Genomic DNA, 21,911 nt, shown 5'->3' on the forward strand with positions numbered 1-21,911 from the left:
GTCGAAATCCTTATGCAGCGGGGTGCGGGGAGGCGGCGGCCAGGCTGGCCTTAAAGCGCTGGGTCAGGCCGCGCGCCAAGGTGTGGGAGGGTGCGCGGGCGGCAACGCCGTCGCGCAGAAACTGCGAGGCCTCGCCCTGGAAGGCGATGTAGCCGTCGTGCCGCGGCCGGATCGAGGCCGCTTCCAGTGTGCGGGCCGTGTTGGCATAGAAGTTGCCGCTGGCCGCGTTCACGTCTGCATCGTCCCAGCTGCCGCGATGGCTGGGCTGGCCTTCGTGCTGCGGGATGAAGCGGCTTTGGGTGTCGGCTGCCAGCAACCACAACAGGTGCGCGCGCAACGCCGGCCCCACGACGCAGCGCCGCGATATCGCAATGCCGGTCCCGCCCAGGATCGATCCGGGCCGGCCAGCGTCGGCCTGGGGCGCGTCGCGGAACGTGAGCGGCTTGGCGACCGCGGAGGTGGCGTAGTTCACGTAGCCGTAGACCAGCGGGCATAGCGTGATGTCGTCGCGCGCGCTCATGTGGCCCAGCAGCGCGATCGGGTTGTAAGCCAAGGCGTGCGCGGGCGTGCGCCGCGCCAGTTCGACAAGCACGTCGCATGCGTCGGCGAGCGTCGCCTCGTCGTGCCAGGCGCCGTGCGGCCGCAAGTCCGTATCGGGTGCAAGCGCGGCGGCAATCGACAGCAGCGACAGAAACGGATGCGGTCCGCCCCAGCTGAGCGCGACCGAGCCGCTGCGTTGCGACAGCGTCAGCACCTCATGCCAGGTGCGCGGCACGGGGCCGTCCAACCGGTCAGCGCGCGTGGCCATCACCTGCGTGGCAGCGTCCAGCGGCAGCGCCCATTGGCGACCGGCCATGCGGTAACTGTCGTACGACAGCCCGATGCTGTCGCGCGCGATCCGCGCCAGCTCGTCGGGCGCGAACACGGTGTCCAGCGCTTGCAGGCAATCGTGCGCCAGGGCTTCGCCAAGATGGGGGTGATCCAGCACCACCAGGTCATAGCGGGCGCAGAGTTCGGCAATGGGCGCCGACTCGAAACCCTCGAGCGATTGCTTGTCCCAGTGCACCAGCGGCGTGTGAGCGGTGGCCGCGTGCAGCGCGTTGTAGCCGCGCGGGTGATCCCAGGTCAGGCCGCGATAGGGCAACGCACGCTCGCTCATTCCGAGGCCCCTCGCAACACCGCGCCCGAGGCCGCATGCGCGGCGATCTCGTCGGCGCTGAAGCCGAAGTCGCGCAGCACTTCGTCGGTGTGCTGACCGGTAAGCGGCGCGCCGCGCACCACTTGGCTAGGGGTTTTCGAAAAGCGGATCGGAAAGCCTGGCGTCTTGATCCGGCCTTCGGTCGGATGCTCGTATTCGACGAACGTGCCGTTGTGCGCGATCTGCGGATCGTCGACCAGATCGGCGTAGCCATACACGGGGCTGCACCAGATGCCGGCGGCATCCAGCTTGGCGAACCAGTCGGCGGTCGAGGCGCGGGCCAACGTGTCGCGCACCAGCGCGTAGATCTCGTCGCGCTTTTCCCAGCCGTCGCGCTCGCCGGCGTAGTCCGCCAGGCGCGGTTCTTCGGTCACGCGCGCCAGCACCTTCATGTCGGGCATGGCCAGCGCCAGATAGCCGTCGCTGGTCGCAAAGGTGCCGTAGGGCGCGCGGATGTACACGTGGGCATGCGGCTCGGCACTGCGCACCTGCGGTTTGTGCCCCACCGTGTACACCGAGAGCTCCTGCATCTGGATCGTGGTGATGGCATCCAGCATGTTGACCTCGACCTTCTGGCCTTCGCCAGTGCGCTCTCGGTGCAGCAGCGCGGCCAGCACGCCTTCGAACGCGCAATACGCGGTGACGGCGTCGACCACATACTGGCCCGCCGCGCGCGGCGCCTCGCCGGCCCGGCCCGACGACAGCATCGCGCCCGACATCGCCTGCAGCAGCAGATCCTGTCCGGGACGCGTGGCATAGGGGCCGTCTTCGCCGAAACCCGACATCGATACATAAATCAGGCGCGGGTTCAGGGCCGACAAGGTCTCGTAGTCCACGCCTAGGCGGCCGGCGACACCCGGCCGGTAGTTCTGGATGAACACATCGGCCTGCGCCGCCAGCTTCTGGATGATCTCCTTGCCGCCGGCGCTCTTCAGGTCGATCGCGAGCGAACGCTTGTTGCGGTTCAGCGAAAGAAAGGACACGTTGATCTTGTTGCCCGTGATGCCGCCGGCGGGCGCGTGCCGCTGCCATTCGCCGGTGGGCGGCTCGATCTTGATCACGTCGGCGCCCAGGTCGCCCAGGCGCTGCGCCGCGAACGGCCCCGCCATGGCGATGGAACAGTCCAGAACCTTGTAGCCAGAAAGAATGCTCATTGCTTCTACCCTCTGCGTGGCGCCGATGCGCCTTTCAATGCATGACCCAGCCGCCGTCCACCGCCAGCGTCTGTCCGGAAATGAAACCCGCCTCGTCCGAGGCCAGGAACACGATGGCCGCGGCGATGTCGCCGGCGTGCCCGCGGCGCTTGACCGACTGGCGTTCAAGCACCATGCGGTTGTAGCCCTCGGGGTCGGGATGGATCTTCTCGGCGTCGGTTGGGAACGCGCCCGGCGAGATGGCGTTGACCGTGATGCCCCACTTGCCAAACTCGCGGGCGAAGGCGCGCGTGACGCCCACCATCGCGCCTTTGGACTGCACGTAGGGCAGCAGGTTTTCCCATCCACCCGACAGCGTGATCGACGAGATGTTGATCACGCGGCCCCATTGCTGCTCGCGCATGCCCGGCAGCGCCGCGCGCACGATCTGCACGGCCGCCTCCACGTTCACGCGGTGCACGCGCGCCAGCTCGGCATCGCTGTATTCCTCGAACGGGCGCGAGGGATAGATGGCCGCGTTGTTGATGACCACGTCGATCGTGCCCTCCCCGGTCAGCCGCTCAAGGTGTGCTTGCAGCGCGCTGGCGTCGGCAAGGTCGGCCTGCAGGATCTGAAGCTGCCCGGCAAGCTGCGCCGGCACGGTGCTGCGCAGGCGATCGATATGCCCGGCGTGGTTATCCAGCGCGATCACATGGGCGCCCGCTTGCAGCAGCGCGACCGTGGTGTCCACGCCAAAGCCGCCCGCCGCGCCTGTGTACAGAACACGGCGGCCTTGCAAGGAGAAGCGCGCGCTCATGAGCGCCCCGCGATGGGCGCAAAGCGACCCGACAACGGCGGATAGTCGGTCTCGGGCTGCTCCGCGATCGCGCGGATGCGTGCTTCGCAGGCTGCGATGTCGGCGGCCGAACCCAGCACGCTAAACGTGGTGTCGTAGCAGCGTTCCTCGCCATGCTCCAGCCAGATGAGCTCGTTGCGCTCGCGCGCCGCGCCCTGGCCCAGCACATGGTTGGTGGAGGGCTCGATGCCCATCGCGTACTGGCCCGATTGCAGGTTCTGCCATTGATACTGGCAGGGGAATTGATGTTTGTAGGTGCTGACCTGCATCCCGAGGCCCAGCGCATCGTTCACCAGGGCGACCGGCACGCTGCCGTCGGCCCCGGCCGCCATCTCGTGCTGCCACACCTGCTCATGAAAGCCCAGCTGCGGCGCCGGCATGCGGCGGTAGCCCACGCCCTGCTTGCGGTAGTCCTGCTCGTGCGCGGCCCACACCACATCGCGGATCGGCGCCAGATAGCGCGAGCCGGCGTCCAGCACCGGATAGCCCAGGTTGATGTGATAGCAGAGCATATGGGGCGTGCGGTAAAAGCCGCGATTCACCACACGGTCCGACAGCTTGATGTCGTTGGTGCCCACCTCGATCTCGATGCGGCGGTGCAGCTCCAGATGCTCGCCGAACACGGTGCCTTGGCTTACCACGCCTTCGGCCCACAGCACGCAGCGATCGCCGTCCCAGCGTTCGCCGTAGCCGGTCAGCCGCGCGGGAATGGTGCCGACGCGGCCATGGATGGATTGCTTGGCCGCCTTGCGGGGGCCATACACATAGTTATCGGCCGGCGCGTCGTACATGAACAGGATGTGATCCAGCCCGCAGGTGACCATGAGTCCCGAAAACGAGCGCATCCAGCCCAGCCCGCCCTCGCCTTCGTAGTCATGCAGTCCGGGATGGCGAAAGCCCGAGGGCGATTGCCATCCCATGGCAAAACCGCGGTATTCGCAATCGGCGATGTCCATCGCACGATCCACCAGCACCGTGAAACGCAGGCCCGTGCCGCTGCGGAACTCCAGCATGCGGATACCGCGCTCCAGCCCGTCGTCCAGCGTCATCAGGCGTACGCCGGCAAACTGCGCAAGCTGTCCGGTGCGCGCCTCTACGTCGCGGCGCGTCATCCAGGTTCCGTAAATATCAGGCATGAGTTCTCCCTGGCGGATGCGCGGGCGCGCGTCTGCCGGTGTCGGTGTCGGTGTTCAGAATCGTGTTCGAGCGGCGCGCCGCGGGCCTTGTTCGAGGATGGCTTCGCGGTGCGCCTGGTTTGCGTGCGGCGCCGGCCTACAGACCGTTCGCGCGCAGCCGCTCGTCGAGGAACTGCTTGGCGCGCGGCACGTCGTCTTCGGTCAGGTGTTCGATGATGATGGGAATGTTGGGGTGCTTCTTTGCCAGGCGCTGCAAGTACAGGTCGTAATTGAGCGCGCCCAGGCCCGGCGCCGGCAGCTCGATCTCGCCGACCCCCCGGAACGTATGGCTTTCGGCCGCGCCCTCGTCACCGATATCGCTGTGCTTTTCCGACTTGTCATCGCCCGAACGCTTCACGTCCTTGGCATGCGCGATGCAGATCTTGTCCGAGAGCGCGTCGAACACCTGATTGAGCGTGCGGTCCATCTGGTCGATGTTGTGCGCTTCGAAGTAGTTCGTCGGATCCATCAGAAGGCCCAGGCCCGGGTGATCCACCTCGGCAAACATGCGCAGCGTCTCCTCGACCGATCCCACCACGTTGTTCACGTAGGTCTCCAGCAGGAACACCGCGCCATGGTCATAGGCATGTTGCGACAGCTCGGCGATCACCGCGCGGCACTGGTCCCAGCCTTCCTCGGTCTTGTTCTTGGGGTGATGCACCCAGTCGCTTTCAGTGTCGAACGTGCCCGTTTCCGAGATCACGTAAGGCGAACCCAGCTGGCGCGCGTGCGTGAGGATCTCTTTGAGATAGCCGTTACGGCGCTGGCGCTCGGCGGGATCGGGATGAACGATGTTGGTATAGGCCGAGATGCAGGACACCGGCAGGTCATAGTTGCGGAACGTGTCGCGGATCTGCGTGCATTTCTGCGCGGTCAGCTTCCCCGGGCCGAGCTCCATGTCCTTGAAATGCAGGTCCAGCTGCACGGTGTTGAAGCCGTGCGAGCGGATCACCTTGGCGGTGCGCTCCAGCTCATAGGGAAAGTAGCCCGAGAAGATTCCGGTCTGGATCATGATGGTTGTCTCCGTCTGTTTTTCTGTCTGGTTATTCAACAGCCGGCAGCCGTACCGTGCGGCCTTCGGCGATGGACGTATACGCGGCCTCGACCAGCGCCATCGTGCGTACGTTGTCGGTCACGCTCAACGCAGGCTCGGTGCCGCTGGCCAGCGCGTACTGCAACTGCTCCATCACGCCAATGAAGGCATGCGGAAACCACATCGTGTCCCACGTGGGCGTCACCCATCGCCCGTCGGTATGGCCTTGGGCCGCGCGCGAGGCGTAGCTCAGGGTAGACGGCTCGCCGGTGGGCCAGCCGATGGTGCCGCGCGCCACGCCCTCGGTGCCTTCCACGCGCCAGCGGATGTGCTGGTCGTCAGGGTATCCCTCGGCCCGCGGGCCGGACCACACGTCTTCGAGCGACAGCGCCAGCAGGCCGTTGCCAAATCGCAGCGTGGTGCAGACCAGCCCATCCCGATGCGCGAACTCGGTGCGCGGGTCGGGGCGGGTGATGCTGGTGATCTCGGTGGGCTCGCCAAACAGGTAGCGCAGGGCATCGAGGTGATGAACGCTCATGTTCGAGAGCGTCAGCCGGTCATAGCCGCGCAAGAAATCCTGCCAGTGCGGGATCGCGTGCATGTCGATCTGCGCGAACACCGGCATGCCCAGCACGCCCTGGTCGAGCAGTTGCTTGAGCGTGCGCATCGACTGGTCGTAGCGCATGTTCTGGTTGACCGACAGGATCTTGCCGGCGGCGCGCGCCTCGTCGCGCAAGGCGCGGGCTTCCTCCAGCGAGAGGGCGAGGGGCTTTTGCGCCAGCACGCCGCGCACGTGCGGGGCGGCCAATGCGGCGCGAATCAGCGCGGGCTGCAGGTCGGGCGGATATGCGATGTCCACGATCTCGATCTGCGGATCGGCGATCAGGGCCAGGGGATCCTCGTGCACACGCGGGATGCCGTAGCGTTCGGCGACCGCGGCCGCTTTGCTGCGGGTACGCGACGCAATCGCCGCCACCGTGAAGCCGGCCTGCTGGTAGGCCGCCAGATGGCATTCGGCCATGATCATGCCGGCGCCGATGCAGCCGATGCGAAAGCGCCGTTCCCGGACGGGCGGGTCGGGCACCAAGGTAGGGTGCGACATGGTCTCCTCCTGCCGGCCTGGTGTGCCCTGTCGACTGCCTGGCACCCTGCCGTGCGGTGTTTGATGTATTGAGCCGCGATATTCACATCAAAACAATCATGGGTAAAGGCGGAAGGCCCTCATAGGGCGGCGGCGTTACCTTTTTGATCTCGAATGATTGCAAATGATGGCTTATGATGGCCGCGCCGCCATCGTCCTGATGGTGTCTTGAGAGCCCGATCCCGCATGCGCCCCACCATTTCCCTCATCGCCCGTGAAGCCGGCATGTCCACCGCCACCGTGGACCGGGTACTGAACGACCGCGACGGCGTGCGTGGCAAGACCCGCGACCGTGTGCTGGCGATCGCCAGTCGCCTGGGCTACTTCGTCCCGGGCGCCGAGGCCGCCAGTCAGGACGTCCGGGTCGATTTCGTCTTGCCCGCCGGCACCAACAGCTTCATGACCGCCTTAGGCCGGCACCTGCTCGAAGAAGCCGCCACCCGCCCCGATGTGCAGGCCCGCCTGCATCTGATCGAAGGGTTCGATGCCAACAAGCTCGCAAAGAAGCTTTACGAGCTGCGCGAACAGACGCAGGCCGTTGGCCTGGTCGGACTGGACCATCCCCAGGTGCGCGACGCCATCATGGCGCTGCGCGACAGCGGCGTGCACGTAAGCACCCTGGTGTCGGACATTCCGATCTCGGCGCGGCTGGGGTACGTGGGCATCGACAACCGCGCCGCGGGCCGCCTGGCCGCGCTGTTGCTGGGGCGATTTCTGCCGCAGCAGACCGAACGGAAGGTCGCCGTGTTCGTCGGGTCATTGGCCTATCGCGGCCACGAAGAACGCGAGATGGGCTTTCGGTCGCTGCTGAGCGAAGAGTTTCCGCACCTGCGCATCGCCCACATCCTAGAGATCGGCGACGACCGCGACCGCGCCTTTGCCGTCACGCAGGATCTGCTGCGCAAAGACCCGCCGCATGCGATCTACAACATTGGCGCCGGCAATCAAGGTATCGCGCGGGCGCTGAAGGAGGCGCGGCCGGCTGAGGCATGGGCGGCCGACGCGGGGCCTGACGCGGCCCGGCCTGACGCGGCCCGGCCGAGCAAGGCGTCCTCTGCGTCTCGCATCGTCTTCGTCGGTCACGACCTTACCGAGGCCACGCGCCGCCTGCTGCTCGATCGCACCATGGACGCCGTGATCGACCAGAACCCGCGCGTCGAGGCGCGCGAGATCGTCAAGCTGCTGGTGGCGGCCGTCAAGGGTGCGCCCGAACCCAGCTACCTGCCGCGGCTGCAGGTGATCTTTCGGGAAAACATCCCGGAGCCGTGATGGCCCGGCGCGGGCCCGGTCGGGAACCCATGCGTGCAGTTCGCACCGGCCCGGGCCCCAGGCAACAACCAGCCCATCCGAGGCGCTACACGCACGCTTTTTAGCGCTTCTGCGGGCAAGTCCACGTAAACCCTCCTTTCCGCGCGCCGAAGCCCGGCTTGCGAAACCGCGAATTCCCAACCTCGCCCTTGTCGCGCCACACTGCCGATGCCTGCCCGCCATGCGCGGCATCGCGGGCCAAAGACACTACAAGGAGCGAGACATGTCCCACCGATACGCGCGCGCGATCAAGCGCGCAGCCTGGCCCGTGCTGGCCCTGTCCTGCCTGGCTGTTGGCAACGCCAGCGCGCAGGGGGCCTACCCGAATCACCCGATTTCACTGGTCGTGCCGTTTGCCGCGGGCGGTCCCACCGACGTCGTGGCCCGCAGCCTGGGCGCCTCCATGGCCAAGACGCTGGGCCAGAGCGTCGTCATCGAAAACCGCACCGGCGCGGGCGGCACGCTGGCCTCGCAACACGTGGCACGCGCCGCGCCCGACGGCTACACCTTCCTGATCCACCACAACGGCATGGCCACGGCGCCCGCGTTGTACCGCAAGCTGTCGTTCAATCCGCTGACCGACTTCGCCTATGTCGGCCAGGTCGCCGACGTGCCCATGACCCTGCTGGGCCGCAAGGATCTGCCGGCTGACGGCATGGCCAACTTCATCAAGTACGCCAAGGAAAACGGCAACAAGATCAACCTGGCCAATGCCGGCCTGGGCGCCGTGTCGCAGCTGTGCGGCATGCTGCTGCAGGAGTCGCTGGGCGTGCAGTTCACGACCGTGCCCTACGCGGGCACCGCGCCCGCCATGACCGCGCTGCTGGGCGGCCAGGTGGACGTGTTGTGCGACCAGACCACGCAGACCATCCCGCAGATCAAGGCCGAACGCGTCAAGCTGTACGGCGTCACGACCCAGGAACGCATCAAGACGCTGCCCGACGCGCCCACCCTGCAAGAAGGCGGCCTGAAGGGTTTCGAGGTCAAGGTATGGCACGGTGTCTACGCGCCCAAGGGCACGCCGCCCGAGGCCATCAACAAGTTCAACGCCGCGCTGCGCGCCGCACTGAAGGATCCGGCTTTCACACAGAAGATGGCCGAGCTGGGCGCCGAAATCGTGCCCGAAGCCAAGCAGACGCCTGAGGGCCTGCAGACGTGGCTGAAGTCTGAAGTCGACAAGTGGGGCGGAGTGATTCGCAAGGCGGGCGTGTACGCGGATTGAGGCCTGCGGCGCCCGCTTGGGCGCCGCGATGATTCGGCGCACCCAGTGCGCCGACGAAAGCCATAAACAGCCCGATTTTTTTCCACCAAGAAAGCATTGGCGTAAATCGGGCCTTCTCTCAGCTCTGTTCAGCGTCGGTTGGGGGCAGGTTCCCACCCCATGATGAGCGTCGCGCCCGGCACAAGAACCCAGGCCAATGGCGCCCCTGCTTGCAGATGTTTTACGGTTGAATGCGGTCGCCGCTGACGCCAATGACTGGCGACTGGATTTCGTCGAATCCGCATAGCTGGTCAATGTCCGGGGGGAATGGCGTGTAGGGCACGTGGTATTGAAGAAAGGCCTCGACACTGTCCGGATACGCTTCTATCAACAGCAGAATTATCCAGAGCGGGATGGTGATAGGTGCTTTCAACATGCCATAGGGCTCGACCAACCTGCGGCGCAATTCGGCATACCACTTCCGGTATGGTTGAAGGGTTTCCTGTCTGCGGCTTAGGCGAGGAGGCAGCGGCGCGGGTTCTGGCAAGCCTTCAGGGCCTTGGGCCATAAAGGCATGAAGATAAGCCCAAAGCGCCTTGGCTGACCGGTCTCCGTCGAACAGGCCGAGGTTTCCGCATGCAACGCAAATCTCCGTCGGCGGGCTCATATCGCGGTCGACGCCAATTAAGTACAGCGGCTTTCGACTGGTGTAGCCGCCTGTGGAAATGATGGGGATATAGCCGGCCAAAGCCTCTATGTGGTCCCAATCGAGCGCGTGAAGGCGCTGCTGCGGCAGCGATACGAAGTACAGCTTCCGAGTATCGCGGTGAATTCGGATAAAAGCTCCCCGACTTCGATGCGTACCACTGGCAATGTAAAAAACAAAGGCAAGCCCGATCGAAACCGGGAGTCCTGATAGCATGATTAGGAATGTTTCCAAGTCCACCTTGGCGGGCCCCAGAGCAAGCAAGCTTGACGCAAAAGCAATGGCAGAAACCAGCGCAGACATTCCGATGTAGCCCGCAGTGCCGCTCCGAATGTAATTTGGGTATGTTTCGAGCTCGACACATTTTTCGTTGATCCGTCTTACCCCGTCGGGCTGAGGCTTGTGACTGGCGCAACTGCTGACACTTAGCGGTGTCGCGCCGAAACGCAGATTCTTTGGAAGGCGCTTGACTTCAAACGTCACTTTGGAGCCTCGACGGGTTCAAGCTTGGCTGAATCGATAGGGTCTGAGAACCATCCCCCAGACGAGAAGACGAGCGCTTTCGGAGCATCCGGTTGCCGTAGTGCGAGATTAGGTTGACGTTCGGAGTCAGGGAAATACAGATACTCCAACGCAACCTCTGCGTCCTCGACCATTTGAATCGACCAACCACATTCACTGCTGGTACTGCCCAGCGGTGTAACCAAGCATTCTCGGCGATAGTCAATCGGGTTGGAACCAGGCGCGTACGCGATTGGTCCGTCAACCCGGGAAAGCTCGGTGCCTCGCAAGGTAACGACCAATTTGGTCTGAAATTCTTCTCCAGTCAGGCGTTTTGTAGTCGGCAACTGGCAACTGATGCGAAGGGTGCCAACCGAGTACCCGTAGGACTTATTCCATTCTGGCGTCAGTCGTGGTCGGTAGCACAAGCCGTGGTAGGCATTCAATTCTTCCAGGTTCGTGTATTGACGACGATCCACGCCCCAGACGGAGTGTTTAAGCCAGATATCAATCGGTCCGTGTTTGGTGATTTCGGCGCCGAACGCGAAGCCAACAATTAGCACGAGCGAGATGCCTGCAACAATCGCCCAGCCCACAGGGTTAAGACCGAGCACTACGACTGCCCCTCCGCTAGTCAGCACCTTAGCTGCGGCTATTCCTCCCGCCCACGTCGCAACTGATAGAGCACCGCCGGCCAGCGCGGAGCCAATCAGCATGCTTCCCAGTTGTGGGTTGCTTTCATTAAATGCACTGATAGATTTAACGAGGTCCGCTACGGCTGAGAGTCCCGCTCCGCCAGCTCCGAAAACTGCGACACCTCGTTTTGCTGCAACGATTTTCATGCTGGTTGCGAAGGCGGCATTTCCACTAGATCCGGCATGTATCGCAACAGTCGTTGCGCCAATTTCGATTCCGGCTCCAACAAGCGCGCTCGCGGCGCCCAGCAGACGGTAAAAATTTGCTAAACGGTCAGTTCCGCGGCTGAATTCCCGCCAGGCATTGTTTAGCGACTTCAATGCAAGAACGCCCCCCCAACCCCGTAAGGACGTGTCCTCCGGGCGCTCTGAGTTTGTTAACTATGTTGAGGAAGGGGTTGTCGTCCATCCTGATAAGCCTGGGCGGCGGCAGTGCTGGCTTGTCCGTTGGCGCATCATCCAGTTCGCGATACGTGGTTTCACCTACCTTCACCCAGTCATAGACTGATGTCCTCTTGCCCGAATCTGCCTGACTGATCTTCGGGGACGGCATCTTCCACCCACGCAACCCGTCTTCGCCAAGCGTTTGATACCCTTGGAATTCATAAGCGGCTCGCTGCAGGTCGTCGATGCCGACGTCGTATCGGACGATGGTGACGCCCGCTCTGATCTCCATCACATGCCGCAGACGTGGAACCAGCACATCCGCCACCTTGGTTTCCGGCAGCGCCTGCAACAACCCGATTAGCGCGTTGGACGCTGTGGTCAGCTGGTGCTGTTCCAACACCTTGTCCACGACGCTGAAAAGATTCTTGGCAAGCTCGCCGGAACTGGCCTTCAAACGAGCAAGAAGCAGTTCACTGCCATTGGCCAGTGCGAGCCAATAAGGGCTTATGCCAACGGGCAGATTGATCAGGTCATTCAACACCTGTATGCCATCTTTCGCGTGCACCAGACCGCCAATGCACTGCAGAACGGCGTCCTCATAGTCATGGGCGTTGTGGATCACGCCGCGATCAAAGCAACGCAGCGCCTTGCCCAGCAACCGCGAGGGGTCGATAAGGCGAACCCACGCAACGGAATCCGCTACCGCTGCTGCGATAGTGCGGTCAAACGCTTCGATTTCCTTCGCGTAGACGTCGGGGAATGACATGGCGCCGCTGTAGTTCACCAAGTTTTGCTGCCGCGTGATCGTGTTGGCGACGTCTGGGTTTTTACCCGCCTCTTTCTTCATCGCCTCGAAGTAATTGCGGATGAGCGTTGCGCTCTGCAATTTGTGCGCGTTGCGTCCGGCGTATTCCGTCTTGCGGGTCACGGAATGGGTAATCCGATAATGAAGCTCGCTGGCGATCCCGATCGGATCCTGCAACGCAACCACCAGGGGCGTGAAGTCCTTGCGTGGCAGCAACGCGAGGTACATGTTGGCCAGAACGTTGTGGTGGTTGGGCGCCATTTCCGAGAACTGGATTTCGCTCCATCCAAAAGGCCGGGGCGCGCCATGTCCGGATGGCGAGACGAGTTCCGGTGCGGCCTCGCCCAGCAGCGTCGCGTCGAAGATGTGTTCTTGATACGCATTGCCCGCAGGCCTGCATTGCGTGCTCAATGCATCGCGAAGGCCGCCGTCATTGGTCTCGATGGCCCACAACGTGCGGTGGGACAGCAGCGTGTCGCTGACCAGGATGTGTACGGTTTCGGCAGTCTTTGCGTCCGGCGCGAAGAGATACGTCTGAGCACCCACCGTATCGGGCCGGCTGAGCCGGCCCGGCGTTGCATCGTCGTCGTCCGCATCACTCCACCAGATACGGGCGAAGCGGACGTCTTCGGTGACTTGGTAATGCTGCGTCCACATGCGCCCGTGCTCGAAGTAGAAGAGGTAGACGTAAGTGCCCGGACGCAAGGTGCGCAATCCGTACGCTTTGCCTGCCGTGAGTGCGGGATAGCCCTCGGTGTTCAGGCGGGGAAACACCTCCCTGTCCCACGCGTAATCGGCAATGCCATAGCGCAGCGGATACAGGGGCACACCGCGTTCGCAGGGCGGTGGGGAGATGGCCTTGCCGACGCGTTTTTCATTCGGGCGGATGGAGCCCAGTGCCTTTTTGTAGTTCACCGCTTTGTCGTCCACCTGATGGGGCTCCTTTACCGCGTCACAAGGGTCGAGAGCCGTGCTTCGGCGTCCACCAACCGCTGCTTTCCCGAAATGTGCCGGCTGGTCAGCATTTCGCGAAGCACGTTGTCTGTGGAGAAAGCCGCTTGCGGGTAGCGAAAGCGCAGATCGACGTAGCGGCGAACGTCGCGTTCCAGGGTGAATGCAAGTTGATCCGCCGCCTCGCGAACGAACAGGTCCGCGTGCCGCCACAAGGCCGGATCATTCTTGGGGTCGTTATACGCAGAGGTTTGTTGGCGGACACTACGCACGCAGTCGCGCATGACCCACGCGAGGCTGGCCTGGTCGAGTGAGATCTCGTCGGCTTTCGTCAAGGCGAGGGGCTCGTCCAGCGCAGGCATGGCTTGCCCCGATACCGGAGAGTCCGCAACCAGCCATTCGCCCTGATGCGGGTTGCCCGCGTACCAGATGAAGCGTTGGATGGGGCCGAACAGCCTGGCCAGGGCGTGCGCGTTCAAGCCTTCACAGAACTCTTCAAGCGCCCGCGCGCCGTTAAGGTTGAAGCTGATCGGAAGTCCGTCTGAACCCGTCAGTTGATGCAACTGTTGCAGATGGGCGACCAGGGTATCGTGATCGTCAGAGGCGAGCAGGATGATCCCGGTTTGCTGACGGAACCAATGGTCAAGGGCGTGCGTGAACAAGGCCTCGTCCAGGGGCACGAGCAGGGGACCATGGCGATAGCCTGGGTTGCGGTACTCCTGAGGCGTGTCGCGCCAGACCCACCGGTGCTCGAATGCCCTTGTGATTCGCAGAACGTCGCTTTCGAGTGTGTCGCTGCGGGCGCCGTCCAGAAAAATCCAGGGGCGGATACCGTGTTCCAGCGAGGTCCAATCCGGACATGGCAATGTACTTACCACCCGACGCGTCCATCTGGACGCCTTGGCCGTCAAATCAGTCGCCGCTCCCGCCATGTGAGTTTCACTCGTTGATTGAACGAAAAGTCGTTCAATCTAAGGCGGGGCCGCGCCCTTGGACATATGAATACTTCGAAACTGCTGAGGAGCAGGTCTGAGTTACCAGCAAGAAAAATCCCCACGCCGCGTAACGCTTCGTGGGGATCGATCTGACCAACTTATTGAGACCGGGGTAGACGCCGGCCCTTTGCCATAACCGTCAGCGGTAATTCCGCCGCCGCGCCGGCGACCGCTTACACCGTCAGTTCCTTCCAGATCGCCAGCGGCGCTTCGGAATGGTTCAGCGTGTAGAAATGCAGGCCGGGCGCGCCGTTGTCCAGCAGCGTCTGGCACAGCTCTGTCACGACGTCCACGCCGAAGGCGCGGATGGAGGCCTTGTCGTCGCCGAATTCGGCCAGGCGCAGGCGGATCCAGCGCGGGACTTCCGCGCCGCACATCTCCGAAAACCGCAGCAGCTGCGTGTGGTTCGTGATGGGCATGATGCCCGGCACGATCGGCACGTTCACGCCCTTGGCGCGGGCCCGGTCGACGAAGTCGAAATAGGCGTCGGCATTGAAGAAGTACTGCGTGATGGCGGCATCGGCGCCCGCCTTCACCTTGGTCACGAAATGGTCCAGGTCGGCCGAGGGATTGGCGGCCTGGGGGTGCATTTCGGGATAGGCGGCCACTTCGATGTGAAACCAGTCGCCGGTTTCCTCGCGGATGAACGACACCAGCTCGTTGGCGTAGCGCAGCTCGCCCGCGTCGCCGCCCATGCCCGACGGCAGGTCGCCGCGCAGGGCCACCACACGCCGCACGCCTTCGCGCTTGTAGGCCTGCAGGATGTCCCGCAGGTCCTGGCGCGAGGCGCCCACGCACGACAGGTGCGGCGCGGCGTCACAACCCAGGTTGCGCAGCGTGCGTACGGCGTCGGCGGTGCCGGCGCGCGTGGAGCCGCCCGCGCCGAACGTCACGCTGACGTACTTGGGCTGGATGGCCAGCATCTGCTTGGCCGCGCGCACCAGCCGCTCCTGGCCGGCCAGGTCGCGGGGAGGAAAGAATTCCAGACTGAAAGCAGGAGAAATCGATTCGGACATATCAGTATTTTTATGGCTAAGCGCCGCATTCGGCCAGTGTGACAGCGCGGGGTGCCGCGGATCCGGCTCCGCCGGTCCGCAGGCACGCCCCTGGGGGAAGCGCGCAGCGCTCGGGGGGGCCCTCTACGGGATCAGCTTGGTCAGGAGACCGGAAATGATGCTGTACAGGATCGCGCCACCCACGGCCCACCAGAACCCGTTGACCTGGAAGCCCTTGAGCACGGAGCCCACGAACCAGAACAGCAAGGCGTTGATGACGATGAGGAAAAGCCCGAGGGTAACGATCGTGATGGGCAGCGTCAGCAGCACCAGGACCGGCTTGACCAGCATGTTCACCAGGCCCAGCACCAGCGCGGCGATGAGCGCCGAACCGAAACTGGCCACCGTGATGCCGGGCAGCAGGTAGGCAACGGCCAGCAAGGCCACCGCGTTCAGGATCCAGACGAGTATCAGTGTCACCATGTTCGAACTCCTGTATTGACGCTCCGCGGACCCGTCGACGCCGGGCGAGGACGGGCGTGACCCGCAGATCGGAAAATCCGCGCCGACATGGCGCGGTATTTTCCTATTGTGCTACATCCATCAATAGCGGTAGTGATTGGGCTTGTAGGGGCCCTCGACCGGCACGCTGATGTAGTCGGCCTGATCCTGGCGCAGCGTCGTGAGCTTGACGCCCAGCTTCTTCAGGTGCAGGCGGGCGACCTTCTCGTCCAGGTGCTTGGGCAGCACGTAGACTTCGCCGGACTTGTAGGCTTCGTTGCGCGTGAACAGTTCGATCTGGGCGATCGTCTGGTTGGCGAACGAGGACGACATCACGAACGAGGGGTGGCCGGTGGCGCAGCCCAGGTTCACGAGACGGCCCTGCGCCAGCAGGATGATGCGCTTGCCGTCCGGGAAGATGACGTGGTCGACTTGGGGCTTGATTTCTTCCCACTTGCAGTCGGCCAGGGCAGCGACGTCGATTTCGTTGTCGAAGTGGCCGATGTTGCAGACGATGGCCTGGTCCTTCATGGCATTCATGTGCTCGCGGGTGATCACATGGTAGTTGCCGGTGGCGGTGACAAAGATGTCGCCGTGAGCGGCGGCTTCTTCCATCGTCACGACCTTGAAGCCTTCCATGGCGGCCTGCAGGGCGCAGATCGGGTCGATTTCGGTGACCCACACTTGCGCGCGCAGCGCTACCAGCGCCTGGGCGCAGCCCTTGCCCACGTCGCCGTAACCGGCCACAACCGCAATCTTGCCGGCGACCATGACGTCGGTGGCGCGCTTGATGCCGTCAACCAGCGATTCGCGGCAGCCGTACAGGTTGTCGAACTTGGACTTGGTGACCGAGTCGTTGACGTTGATGGCGGCAAACGCCAGCTCGCCCTTCTGCGACATCTGGTACAGGCGATGCACGCCGGTGGTGGTTTCTTCGGTCACGCCCTTGATCAGCGCCAGGCGGGTCGAGTACCACTTCGGATCGCGCTTGAGCGTTTCCTTGATGGCGGCGAACAGGATGCGCTCTTCGTCGCTGCCCGGGTTGGCCAGGACGGAGAGGTCCTTTTCGGCCTTGGTGCCCAGGTGCAGCATCAACGTGGCGTCGCCGCCATCGTCCAGGATCATGTTGGCGTTCTGGCCGTTGGGCCATTCGAAGATCTTGTGCGTGTACTGCCAGTACTCTTCCAGCGTCTCGCCCTTGACGGCGAAGACCGGCGTGCCGGACGCGGCGATGGCGGCGGCGGCGTGGTCCTGCGTGGAGAAGATGTTGCACGAGGCCCAACGCACTTCGGCGCCCAGCGCCACCAGCGTTTCGATCAGCACGCCGGTCTGGATGGTCATGTGCAGGCTGCCGGCGATGCGCGCGCCCTTGAGCGGCTGCGACGCGGCGAATTCCTCGCGGATGGCCATCAGGCCGGGCATTTCGGTTTCGGCGATGGCGAGTTCGCGGCGGCCCCAGCCGGCCAGCGACATGTCGGCGACGAGGTAGTCGGTAAAGGATTTATCAGTCACAGCGTTCATGGTGTGTAGGCTCCACGTAAATTACGAACGGCGCACGAGATGGCCGGACAACGCGAATACACCACGACAGTCGAGTGCTCGCCTTTCCCGCCATACGCGACAAAGGTGAGCGCCGTTGCTGTAGCGACGCGCAAGGCGCGGCGCTTGAACAAGGATTCCTGAGCCTGGCGAGCCGGGGTCCGCATGGGGTGGCCGCGCAAGGGGGCCACCTGGGGGACCGCAGGGTCGTCGCAACGCTCCTCAGGATTGCCGGGCATTGTACAAGGTTGGCGCCCAGAACGGCCAGCACATCCGGGCCGCGCGTCTGTATCAGGTTGTGGTGGCCCAGGCGTTGGCCGCCCCGCGCGAGTCCCCCTGCGTCAGCGGCACCAGTGCATCCAGCAGGTCCGCGGCGACCGAATCCCAGCTGCGGGTCAGCGCGTGTGCCCGCACGGCGTCGCGGTCCAGCGGCAGCGCGGCCAGGCAGGCGCGCTTCAGGTCGTCGTCCAGCCGGCCCGTGACGCCCTCCTGCACCACGGCAATGGGCGCCTCGCTGCGGAAGGCGGCAACCGGCGTGCCGCAGGCCATCGCCTCCAGCATGACAAGCCCGAAGGTATCGGTCAGGCTGGGAAACACGAAGACGTCGGCCGCCGCGTAATACCCCGGCAGCGCGCCGTCCTGCTGCATGCCCAGGAAGACGGCGTCCGGAAAGCGCTTTTTCAGGCGCGCCTCGTCGGGCCCCGCGCCCACCACCACCTTCGTGCCCGGCAGATCCAGGGACAGGAAGGCATCCAGGTTCTTTTCCTTGGCGACGCGGCCCACGCTCAGCCAGACGGGCCGGGGCAGATCCCGGAACGCCTGGCTGGACGCGGGCTGGAACTTGCGCGGATCCACCCCGCGCGACCAGACCCGCAGATTCGCCAGACCGCGCCGCACGAGGATGTCGCGCACCGTGGGCGTGGGCACCAGCACGCACTGCGACGGCCGGTGAAACCAGCGCAGGTAGCGCCACGGCAGCGCGGCGGGGATGCCCATGCGCGCCTGCAGGTAGTCCGGAAACATGGTGTGAAAGGACGTGGTGAAGCGCCAGCCGCGCCGCAGCGCCATGCGGCGGGCCGCCAGCCCCAGCGGGCCTTCCGTGGCGATGTGCAGCGCATCGGGAATGGTGTCGCCCAGCACGCGGCGCAATTGCCGGCCGGGCGTGAGGCATAGGCGCAGATCGGGTTCGGAAGGCGCGGGGATGGTTCGGCTGCCCTCGGGGCTCACCACGATCAGCTCGTGGCCCCATTCTCTGAGGATCTGCCGCATGGTCGTCCAGGTGCGGACGACGCCGTTGACTTGCGGATGCCAGGCATCCGTGACGAGAACGATGCGCATGATGGAGCCGGAAGTGGGCAATGGCGCTATTGAGCCTACGCCATGTGACAAGCCCAAGACGGGGACAGGGACCCGGCCCTCAACGCCACGAAAGCGGTGTGGCGCCCCCGGCGCAGCGCGTCAGTTGTTGCGCCGCGGATACCCTTGCGAGCGGATGCGGATCCAGACTTCGCGCTTTTCGGCTTCCGACATGAACACCCAGTTGGCGACTTCCATGGCGGTGCGGCCGCAGCCGCGGCAGATGTCGTCAAACAGCGTGGAGCAGACGGCCACGCAAGGCGAATCCGAGGCCTTGAAGGCGCGTTGCGCGTCCTCGGCGTCGGGCAATTCGGAAAGATCGGCGAAGTAACGATTCATGGGGCGAAGGTTAACACCAGGGGTGCGTCCCTTTTTGGATATCCCTATCGCCTGCCAAGGCTTGGTTGACACGCGGACCCGCCCCGCCTGCCTCAGCGCCAACCGAAGAAATCGCCTGCCTCGGCCAGCACCGCGTCCGGCGATTCCTCCGCGAGGTAATGCGCGCCCGGCAGCGGCCCGCCCGTCACGTCGTCGGCGACCGCGCGCCACAGCGCCAGCACATCGAAGTTGCGGCCGACGGCCCCGCGCTCGCCCCACATCGCGCGCACCGGCATGCGCAGGCGCTCGCCGGCCGCGCGGCCCGCTTCGTCTTGCGCAAGATCGATCGTGGCCGAGGCGCGGTAGTCCTCGCAGATGCCCGTGGCCCACCCGGGCTGACGCGCGGCGCGCTCGTATTCCGCCATGGCCTCGTTGGAAAAGTGCGCCAGCCCGCCCGGCCGGCCGCCCATCACGGACCGCAGGTAGAAGACGGGGTCGTGTTCGATCATCGTTTCAGGCACGGGGGCCGGCTGGATCAGCCAGAACCAATGGAAATAGGCCTGCGCAAAGGCGCGCGTCGTGCCTTCGTACATATCCAGCGTGGGCGCGATGTCCAGCAGCATCATGCGGGCGACGGCCTCGGGATGGTCCAGCGCCAGCCGGTGCGCGACCCGCGCGCCGCGGTCATGGGCCAGGATCTCGAAGCGGTCATGACCCAGGCCGCGCATCAGCGCCACCATGTCCGCCGCCATGACCCGCTTGGAATGCTTGGCGTGATCGGCGCTGGCGGCGGGCTTGTCACTGTCGCCATAGCCGCGCAGGTCCGCGGCCACGCAGGTGCGATGACGCGTCAGCTCGGGCCAGACGCGGTGCCAGATGGCGTGGGTCTGCGGATGCCCGTGCAAGAGCAGCAGCGGCGGACCCGAGCCGTCGATGCGGGCGGCGATCTCCACACCGTTGGCGGCAAAACGCCGCACCGGCAGGTCGAAAAAGGCGGTCATCTGCGTTATCTCCTATCGTCGTGGCGCGACTGCCGCGTCAGGCGGCGTCCAGCCGATCCCGCACCTGGCGCGCCACGTCCTTCATCCACGGAAAGCGCGCCCAATGGCGGGCTTCGAAACGCGCGACCTCTGGCAACTGCTGCAGCGTCGCGCCCACCATGTCCTGCCCCTGCGCGAACATGTTGCGATGCCGCGCCGGCAGGTCAAAGCGGGCCTGCCAGCCATCGGCGGCGCGCACCTGGCCGGCGATCACGTCGATGCCGACGCGGTTGGATCCGGACGCCGGGGTATTGGACACCTTCGAGAGCAGCGCGTCGACCTCGGCGGGCGGCAGCGTCACCAAGAGCAAGCCGTTGTTGAGCGCGTTGAAATAGAAGATCTCGCCAAAGCTGGACGCGATCACCGCCCGGATGCCGAACTGCTGCAGGCCCCAGACGGCGTGTTCACGGCTGGAGCCGCAGCCGAAGTTGGGGCCCGCCACAAGAATGCTGGCGCCCGCATAGGCCGGCTGATTCAGCACGCAGTCCGGCCGCGGCGCGCCCTGTTCGTCAAAGCGCAGGTCGTACAGCAGGCCCTTGTCCAGCCCGGCCTTGTCGATGATGCGCAGAAACTGCTTGGGCATGATCTGGTCGGTGTCCAGATTGGAATACGGCAGCGGCGCGGCCACGCCTTCGATCATTGCAGTCATTTGGCGTCTCCCCATGCGCGCACGTCGACGATACGGCCGGCCAGCGCGGCGGCGGCGGCCATGGCGGGACTCATCAGGTGCGTGCGCCCTGCCCGCCCCTGACGTCCCTCGAAATTCCGGTTGGTGGTGGATGCGCAGCGCTCGCCCGGGCGCAGCACGTCGTCGTTCATCGCCAGGCACATCGAACAGCCGGGCTGGCGCCATTCGAAGCCCGCCGCGATCAGGTCGGCCGCCAGCCCCTCGGCTTCGGCCTGGGCGCGCACGGCGCCGGACCCCGGCACCACCATCGCGCGCACCCCCGCGGCCACCTTCCTGCCGCGCGCCAGACCCGCCACGACGCGCAGGTCCTCGATTCGGCCATTGGTACAGGAGCCGATGAACACCCGATCGATCGGCACGCCGGCGATCGGCTCGCCGGCGGCAAGGCCGATATAGTCCATCGCCTTCTCCAGCGCCAGCCGGGCCAGCGTGTCCGGCTCGTCGCGCGGATCGGGCACCGCGCCGTCGACGGCAATCGCCTGGTCCGGGCTCGTGCCCCACGTCACGAAGGGCGCAATGCGGCTCGCGTCGAACACGTGTTCCACATCGAAGTGCGCGCCGTCGTCCGAGCGCAGCGTGGCCCACCAGGCGCGCGCTTCGTCCAGCAATGCGCCGCGCAGCTGCGGCGCGTGCGCCGTGACGTAGGCGTCGGTGACGGCGTCCGGTGCGATCAGCGCGGCGCGCGCGCCGGCCTCGACCGTCATGTTGCACAAGGTCATGCGCGCTTCGGCGGACAGCGCGGCCACGGCCTCGCCGCAGAACTCCACGGCATGGCCGCGCGCGCCCTGCGCGCCGATGCGGTGCACGATGTAGATGACCAGATCCTTGGCCGACACATGCGCCGGCAGCGTGCCGTCGATCCGGATCCGCATGTTGCGCGCCACGCGGTACACCAGCGTCTGCGTCGCCAGAATGTGCTCGACTTCGCTCGTCCCGATGCCAAAGCCCAGGGCGCCCAGCGCGCCATACGTGGTGGTGTGGCTATCGCCGCACAGCACCACCATGCCGGGCAGGATCATGCCGTGTTCCGGCGCGATGACGTGCTCGATGCCCTGCAGCGGATCGGTGGTGTCAAAGAGCGCGATGCGCTGTTCGTCGCAATTGCGCTTCAGGTTCAGCGCCTGGCGCGACGAGGCGTCATCGGCGATCACGCGCAGCGCGGACGGCACGGGATGCGTGGGGATGATGTGGTCCACCACCGCCATCTGCTGACCCGGCCGCAACACGCCCCGGCCGCGCGCGGCCAGGCCGCTGAAGGCTTGCGGGCTGGTGTACTCGTTCATGATGTGCAGGTCGACGTAGAGCAGCACGTGCTCGCCGTCGATCCGGGCCACCTCATGGCTGGCCACCAGTTTGTCGTATAGCGTCATGCCGGGCATGTCTGTGCTT

General features: G+C 64.9%; 20 protein-coding genes and 1 riboswitch. Of the genes, 2 read left to right on the top strand and 18 right to left on the bottom strand.

The features are described 5' to 3' along the window. Positions 1-10: 10 nt before the first annotated feature. The 6 genes from H4P35_RS25875 to H4P35_RS25900 form a co-directional block, all read right to left on the bottom strand. Positions 11-1,159 (bottom strand): hypothetical protein, encoded by a 1,149-nt coding sequence (locus H4P35_RS25875; RefSeq protein WP_218948846.1) that lies wholly within the window; start codon positions 1,157-1,159, stop codon positions 11-13. Continuing rightward, complete coding sequence (locus H4P35_RS25880; RefSeq protein WP_108007271.1) at positions 1,156-2,352, bottom strand: CaiB/BaiF CoA-transferase family protein; 1,197 nt, start codon at positions 2,350-2,352, stop codon at positions 1,156-1,158. Before H4P35_RS25880 ends, H4P35_RS25875 begins: the two co-directional genes overlap by 4 nt. A 34-nt stretch (positions 2,353-2,386) precedes the next feature. Then, positions 2,387-3,148: an SDR family NAD(P)-dependent oxidoreductase gene (locus tag H4P35_RS25885; protein ID WP_180097180.1), complete on the bottom strand. Its 762-nt coding sequence runs from the start codon at positions 3,146-3,148 to the stop codon at positions 2,387-2,389. After that, on the bottom strand, positions 3,145-4,323 hold the full coding sequence (locus H4P35_RS25890; protein ID WP_226847517.1) for an aldose 1-epimerase family protein: 1,179 nt from the start codon (positions 4,321-4,323) through the stop codon (positions 3,145-3,147). The genes H4P35_RS25885 and H4P35_RS25890 overlap by 4 nt, the downstream gene beginning before the upstream one ends. A 136-nt stretch (positions 4,324-4,459) precedes the next feature. Continuing rightward, on the bottom strand, positions 4,460-5,374 hold the full coding sequence (locus H4P35_RS25895; RefSeq protein WP_226847519.1) for a sugar phosphate isomerase/epimerase: 915 nt from the start codon (positions 5,372-5,374) through the stop codon (positions 4,460-4,462). Between the two features lie 31 nt (positions 5,375-5,405). Beyond that, entirely contained in the window at positions 5,406-6,497 is a 1,092-nt protein-coding gene (locus tag H4P35_RS25900) for a Gfo/Idh/MocA family protein (RefSeq protein ID WP_226847521.1), read from the bottom strand. Positions 6,498-6,722: 225 nt separating this feature from the next. On the opposite strand from H4P35_RS25900, the gene H4P35_RS25905 reads away from it, so the two are divergent. Together H4P35_RS25905 and H4P35_RS25910 are read left to right on the top strand one after the other, a co-directional pair. Continuing rightward, positions 6,723-7,805, top strand: coding sequence for a LacI family DNA-binding transcriptional regulator (locus H4P35_RS25905; RefSeq protein WP_226847523.1), 1,083 nt, complete (start codon positions 6,723-6,725; stop codon positions 7,803-7,805). 262 nt (positions 7,806-8,067) lie between these two features. Beyond that, entirely contained in the window at positions 8,068-9,066 is a 999-nt protein-coding gene (locus H4P35_RS25910) for a tripartite tricarboxylate transporter substrate-binding protein (protein ID WP_226847525.1), read from the top strand. A 220-nt stretch (positions 9,067-9,286) separates the two neighbouring features. On the opposite strand, the gene H4P35_RS25915 is transcribed toward H4P35_RS25910, so the two are convergent. The 12 genes from H4P35_RS25915 to leuC all read right to left on the bottom strand — a co-directional run bounded on the left by H4P35_RS25915 (position 9,287) and on the right by leuC (position 21,901). Then, a complete protein-coding gene (locus H4P35_RS25915) occupies positions 9,287-10,234 on the bottom strand; it encodes a DUF6708 domain-containing protein (protein ID WP_226847527.1) in 948 nt (315 codons plus the stop codon). Continuing rightward, complete coding sequence (locus tag H4P35_RS25920; protein WP_226847529.1) at positions 10,231-11,268, bottom strand: hypothetical protein; 1,038 nt, start codon at positions 11,266-11,268, stop codon at positions 10,231-10,233. The genes H4P35_RS25915 and H4P35_RS25920 overlap by 4 nt, the downstream gene beginning before the upstream one ends. Then, positions 11,222-13,069: a toxin VasX gene (locus H4P35_RS25925; RefSeq protein ID WP_226847531.1), complete on the bottom strand. Its 1,848-nt coding sequence runs from the start codon at positions 13,067-13,069 to the stop codon at positions 11,222-11,224. The genes H4P35_RS25920 and H4P35_RS25925 overlap by 47 nt, the downstream gene beginning before the upstream one ends. Before the next feature lie 14 nt (positions 13,070-13,083). Next, entirely contained in the window at positions 13,084-14,001 is a 918-nt protein-coding gene (locus H4P35_RS25930) for a DUF4123 domain-containing protein (protein ID WP_226847533.1), read from the bottom strand. Between the two features lie 257 nt (positions 14,002-14,258). After that, positions 14,259-15,101 carry a methylenetetrahydrofolate reductase [NAD(P)H] gene (gene metF / locus H4P35_RS25935; protein WP_062838890.1) on the bottom strand — a complete coding sequence of 281 codons (843 nt, stop codon included), beginning with the start codon at positions 15,099-15,101 and terminating at the stop codon, positions 14,259-14,261. A 123-nt stretch (positions 15,102-15,224) separates the two neighbouring features. Next, positions 15,225-15,560: a phage holin family protein gene (locus H4P35_RS25940; protein ID WP_056327402.1), complete on the bottom strand. Its 336-nt coding sequence runs from the start codon at positions 15,558-15,560 to the stop codon at positions 15,225-15,227. A 123-nt stretch (positions 15,561-15,683) separates the two neighbouring features. Next, complete coding sequence (gene ahcY / locus H4P35_RS25945) at positions 15,684-17,102, bottom strand: adenosylhomocysteinase (RefSeq protein WP_062838889.1); 1,419 nt, start codon at positions 17,100-17,102, stop codon at positions 15,684-15,686. A 100-nt stretch (positions 17,103-17,202) separates the two neighbouring features. Continuing rightward, positions 17,203-17,350, bottom strand: a riboswitch (S-adenosyl-L-homocysteine riboswitch). 61 nt (positions 17,351-17,411) lie between these two features. After that, positions 17,412-18,458, bottom strand: a complete 1,047-nt coding sequence (locus H4P35_RS25950) for a glycosyltransferase family 1 protein (RefSeq protein WP_226847535.1) — start codon at positions 18,456-18,458, stop codon at positions 17,412-17,414. A 120-nt stretch (positions 18,459-18,578) separates the two neighbouring features. Beyond that, positions 18,579-18,815 (bottom strand): DUF1289 domain-containing protein, encoded by a 237-nt coding sequence (locus H4P35_RS25955; protein WP_056327298.1) that lies wholly within the window; start codon positions 18,813-18,815, stop codon positions 18,579-18,581. Positions 18,816-18,907: 92 nt separating this feature from the next. Further along, positions 18,908-19,795: an alpha/beta fold hydrolase gene (locus H4P35_RS25960; protein ID WP_063953738.1), complete on the bottom strand. Its 888-nt coding sequence runs from the start codon at positions 19,793-19,795 to the stop codon at positions 18,908-18,910. A gap of 37 nt (positions 19,796-19,832) precedes the next feature. Next, positions 19,833-20,483, bottom strand: a complete 651-nt coding sequence (gene leuD, locus H4P35_RS25965) for a 3-isopropylmalate dehydratase small subunit (protein WP_226847537.1) — start codon at positions 20,481-20,483, stop codon at positions 19,833-19,835. Beyond that, positions 20,480-21,901 (bottom strand): 3-isopropylmalate dehydratase large subunit, encoded by a 1,422-nt coding sequence (gene leuC / locus H4P35_RS25970; RefSeq protein ID WP_175211921.1) that lies wholly within the window; start codon positions 21,899-21,901, stop codon positions 20,480-20,482. The genes leuD and leuC overlap by 4 nt, the downstream gene beginning before the upstream one ends. Positions 21,902-21,911: the final 10 nt, after the last annotated feature.

Origin of the sequence: Achromobacter sp. 77, assembly GCF_020541125.1 — a bacterium.
Classification (GTDB): Bacteria; Pseudomonadota; Gammaproteobacteria; order Burkholderiales; family Burkholderiaceae_B; genus Achromobacter; species Achromobacter mucicolens.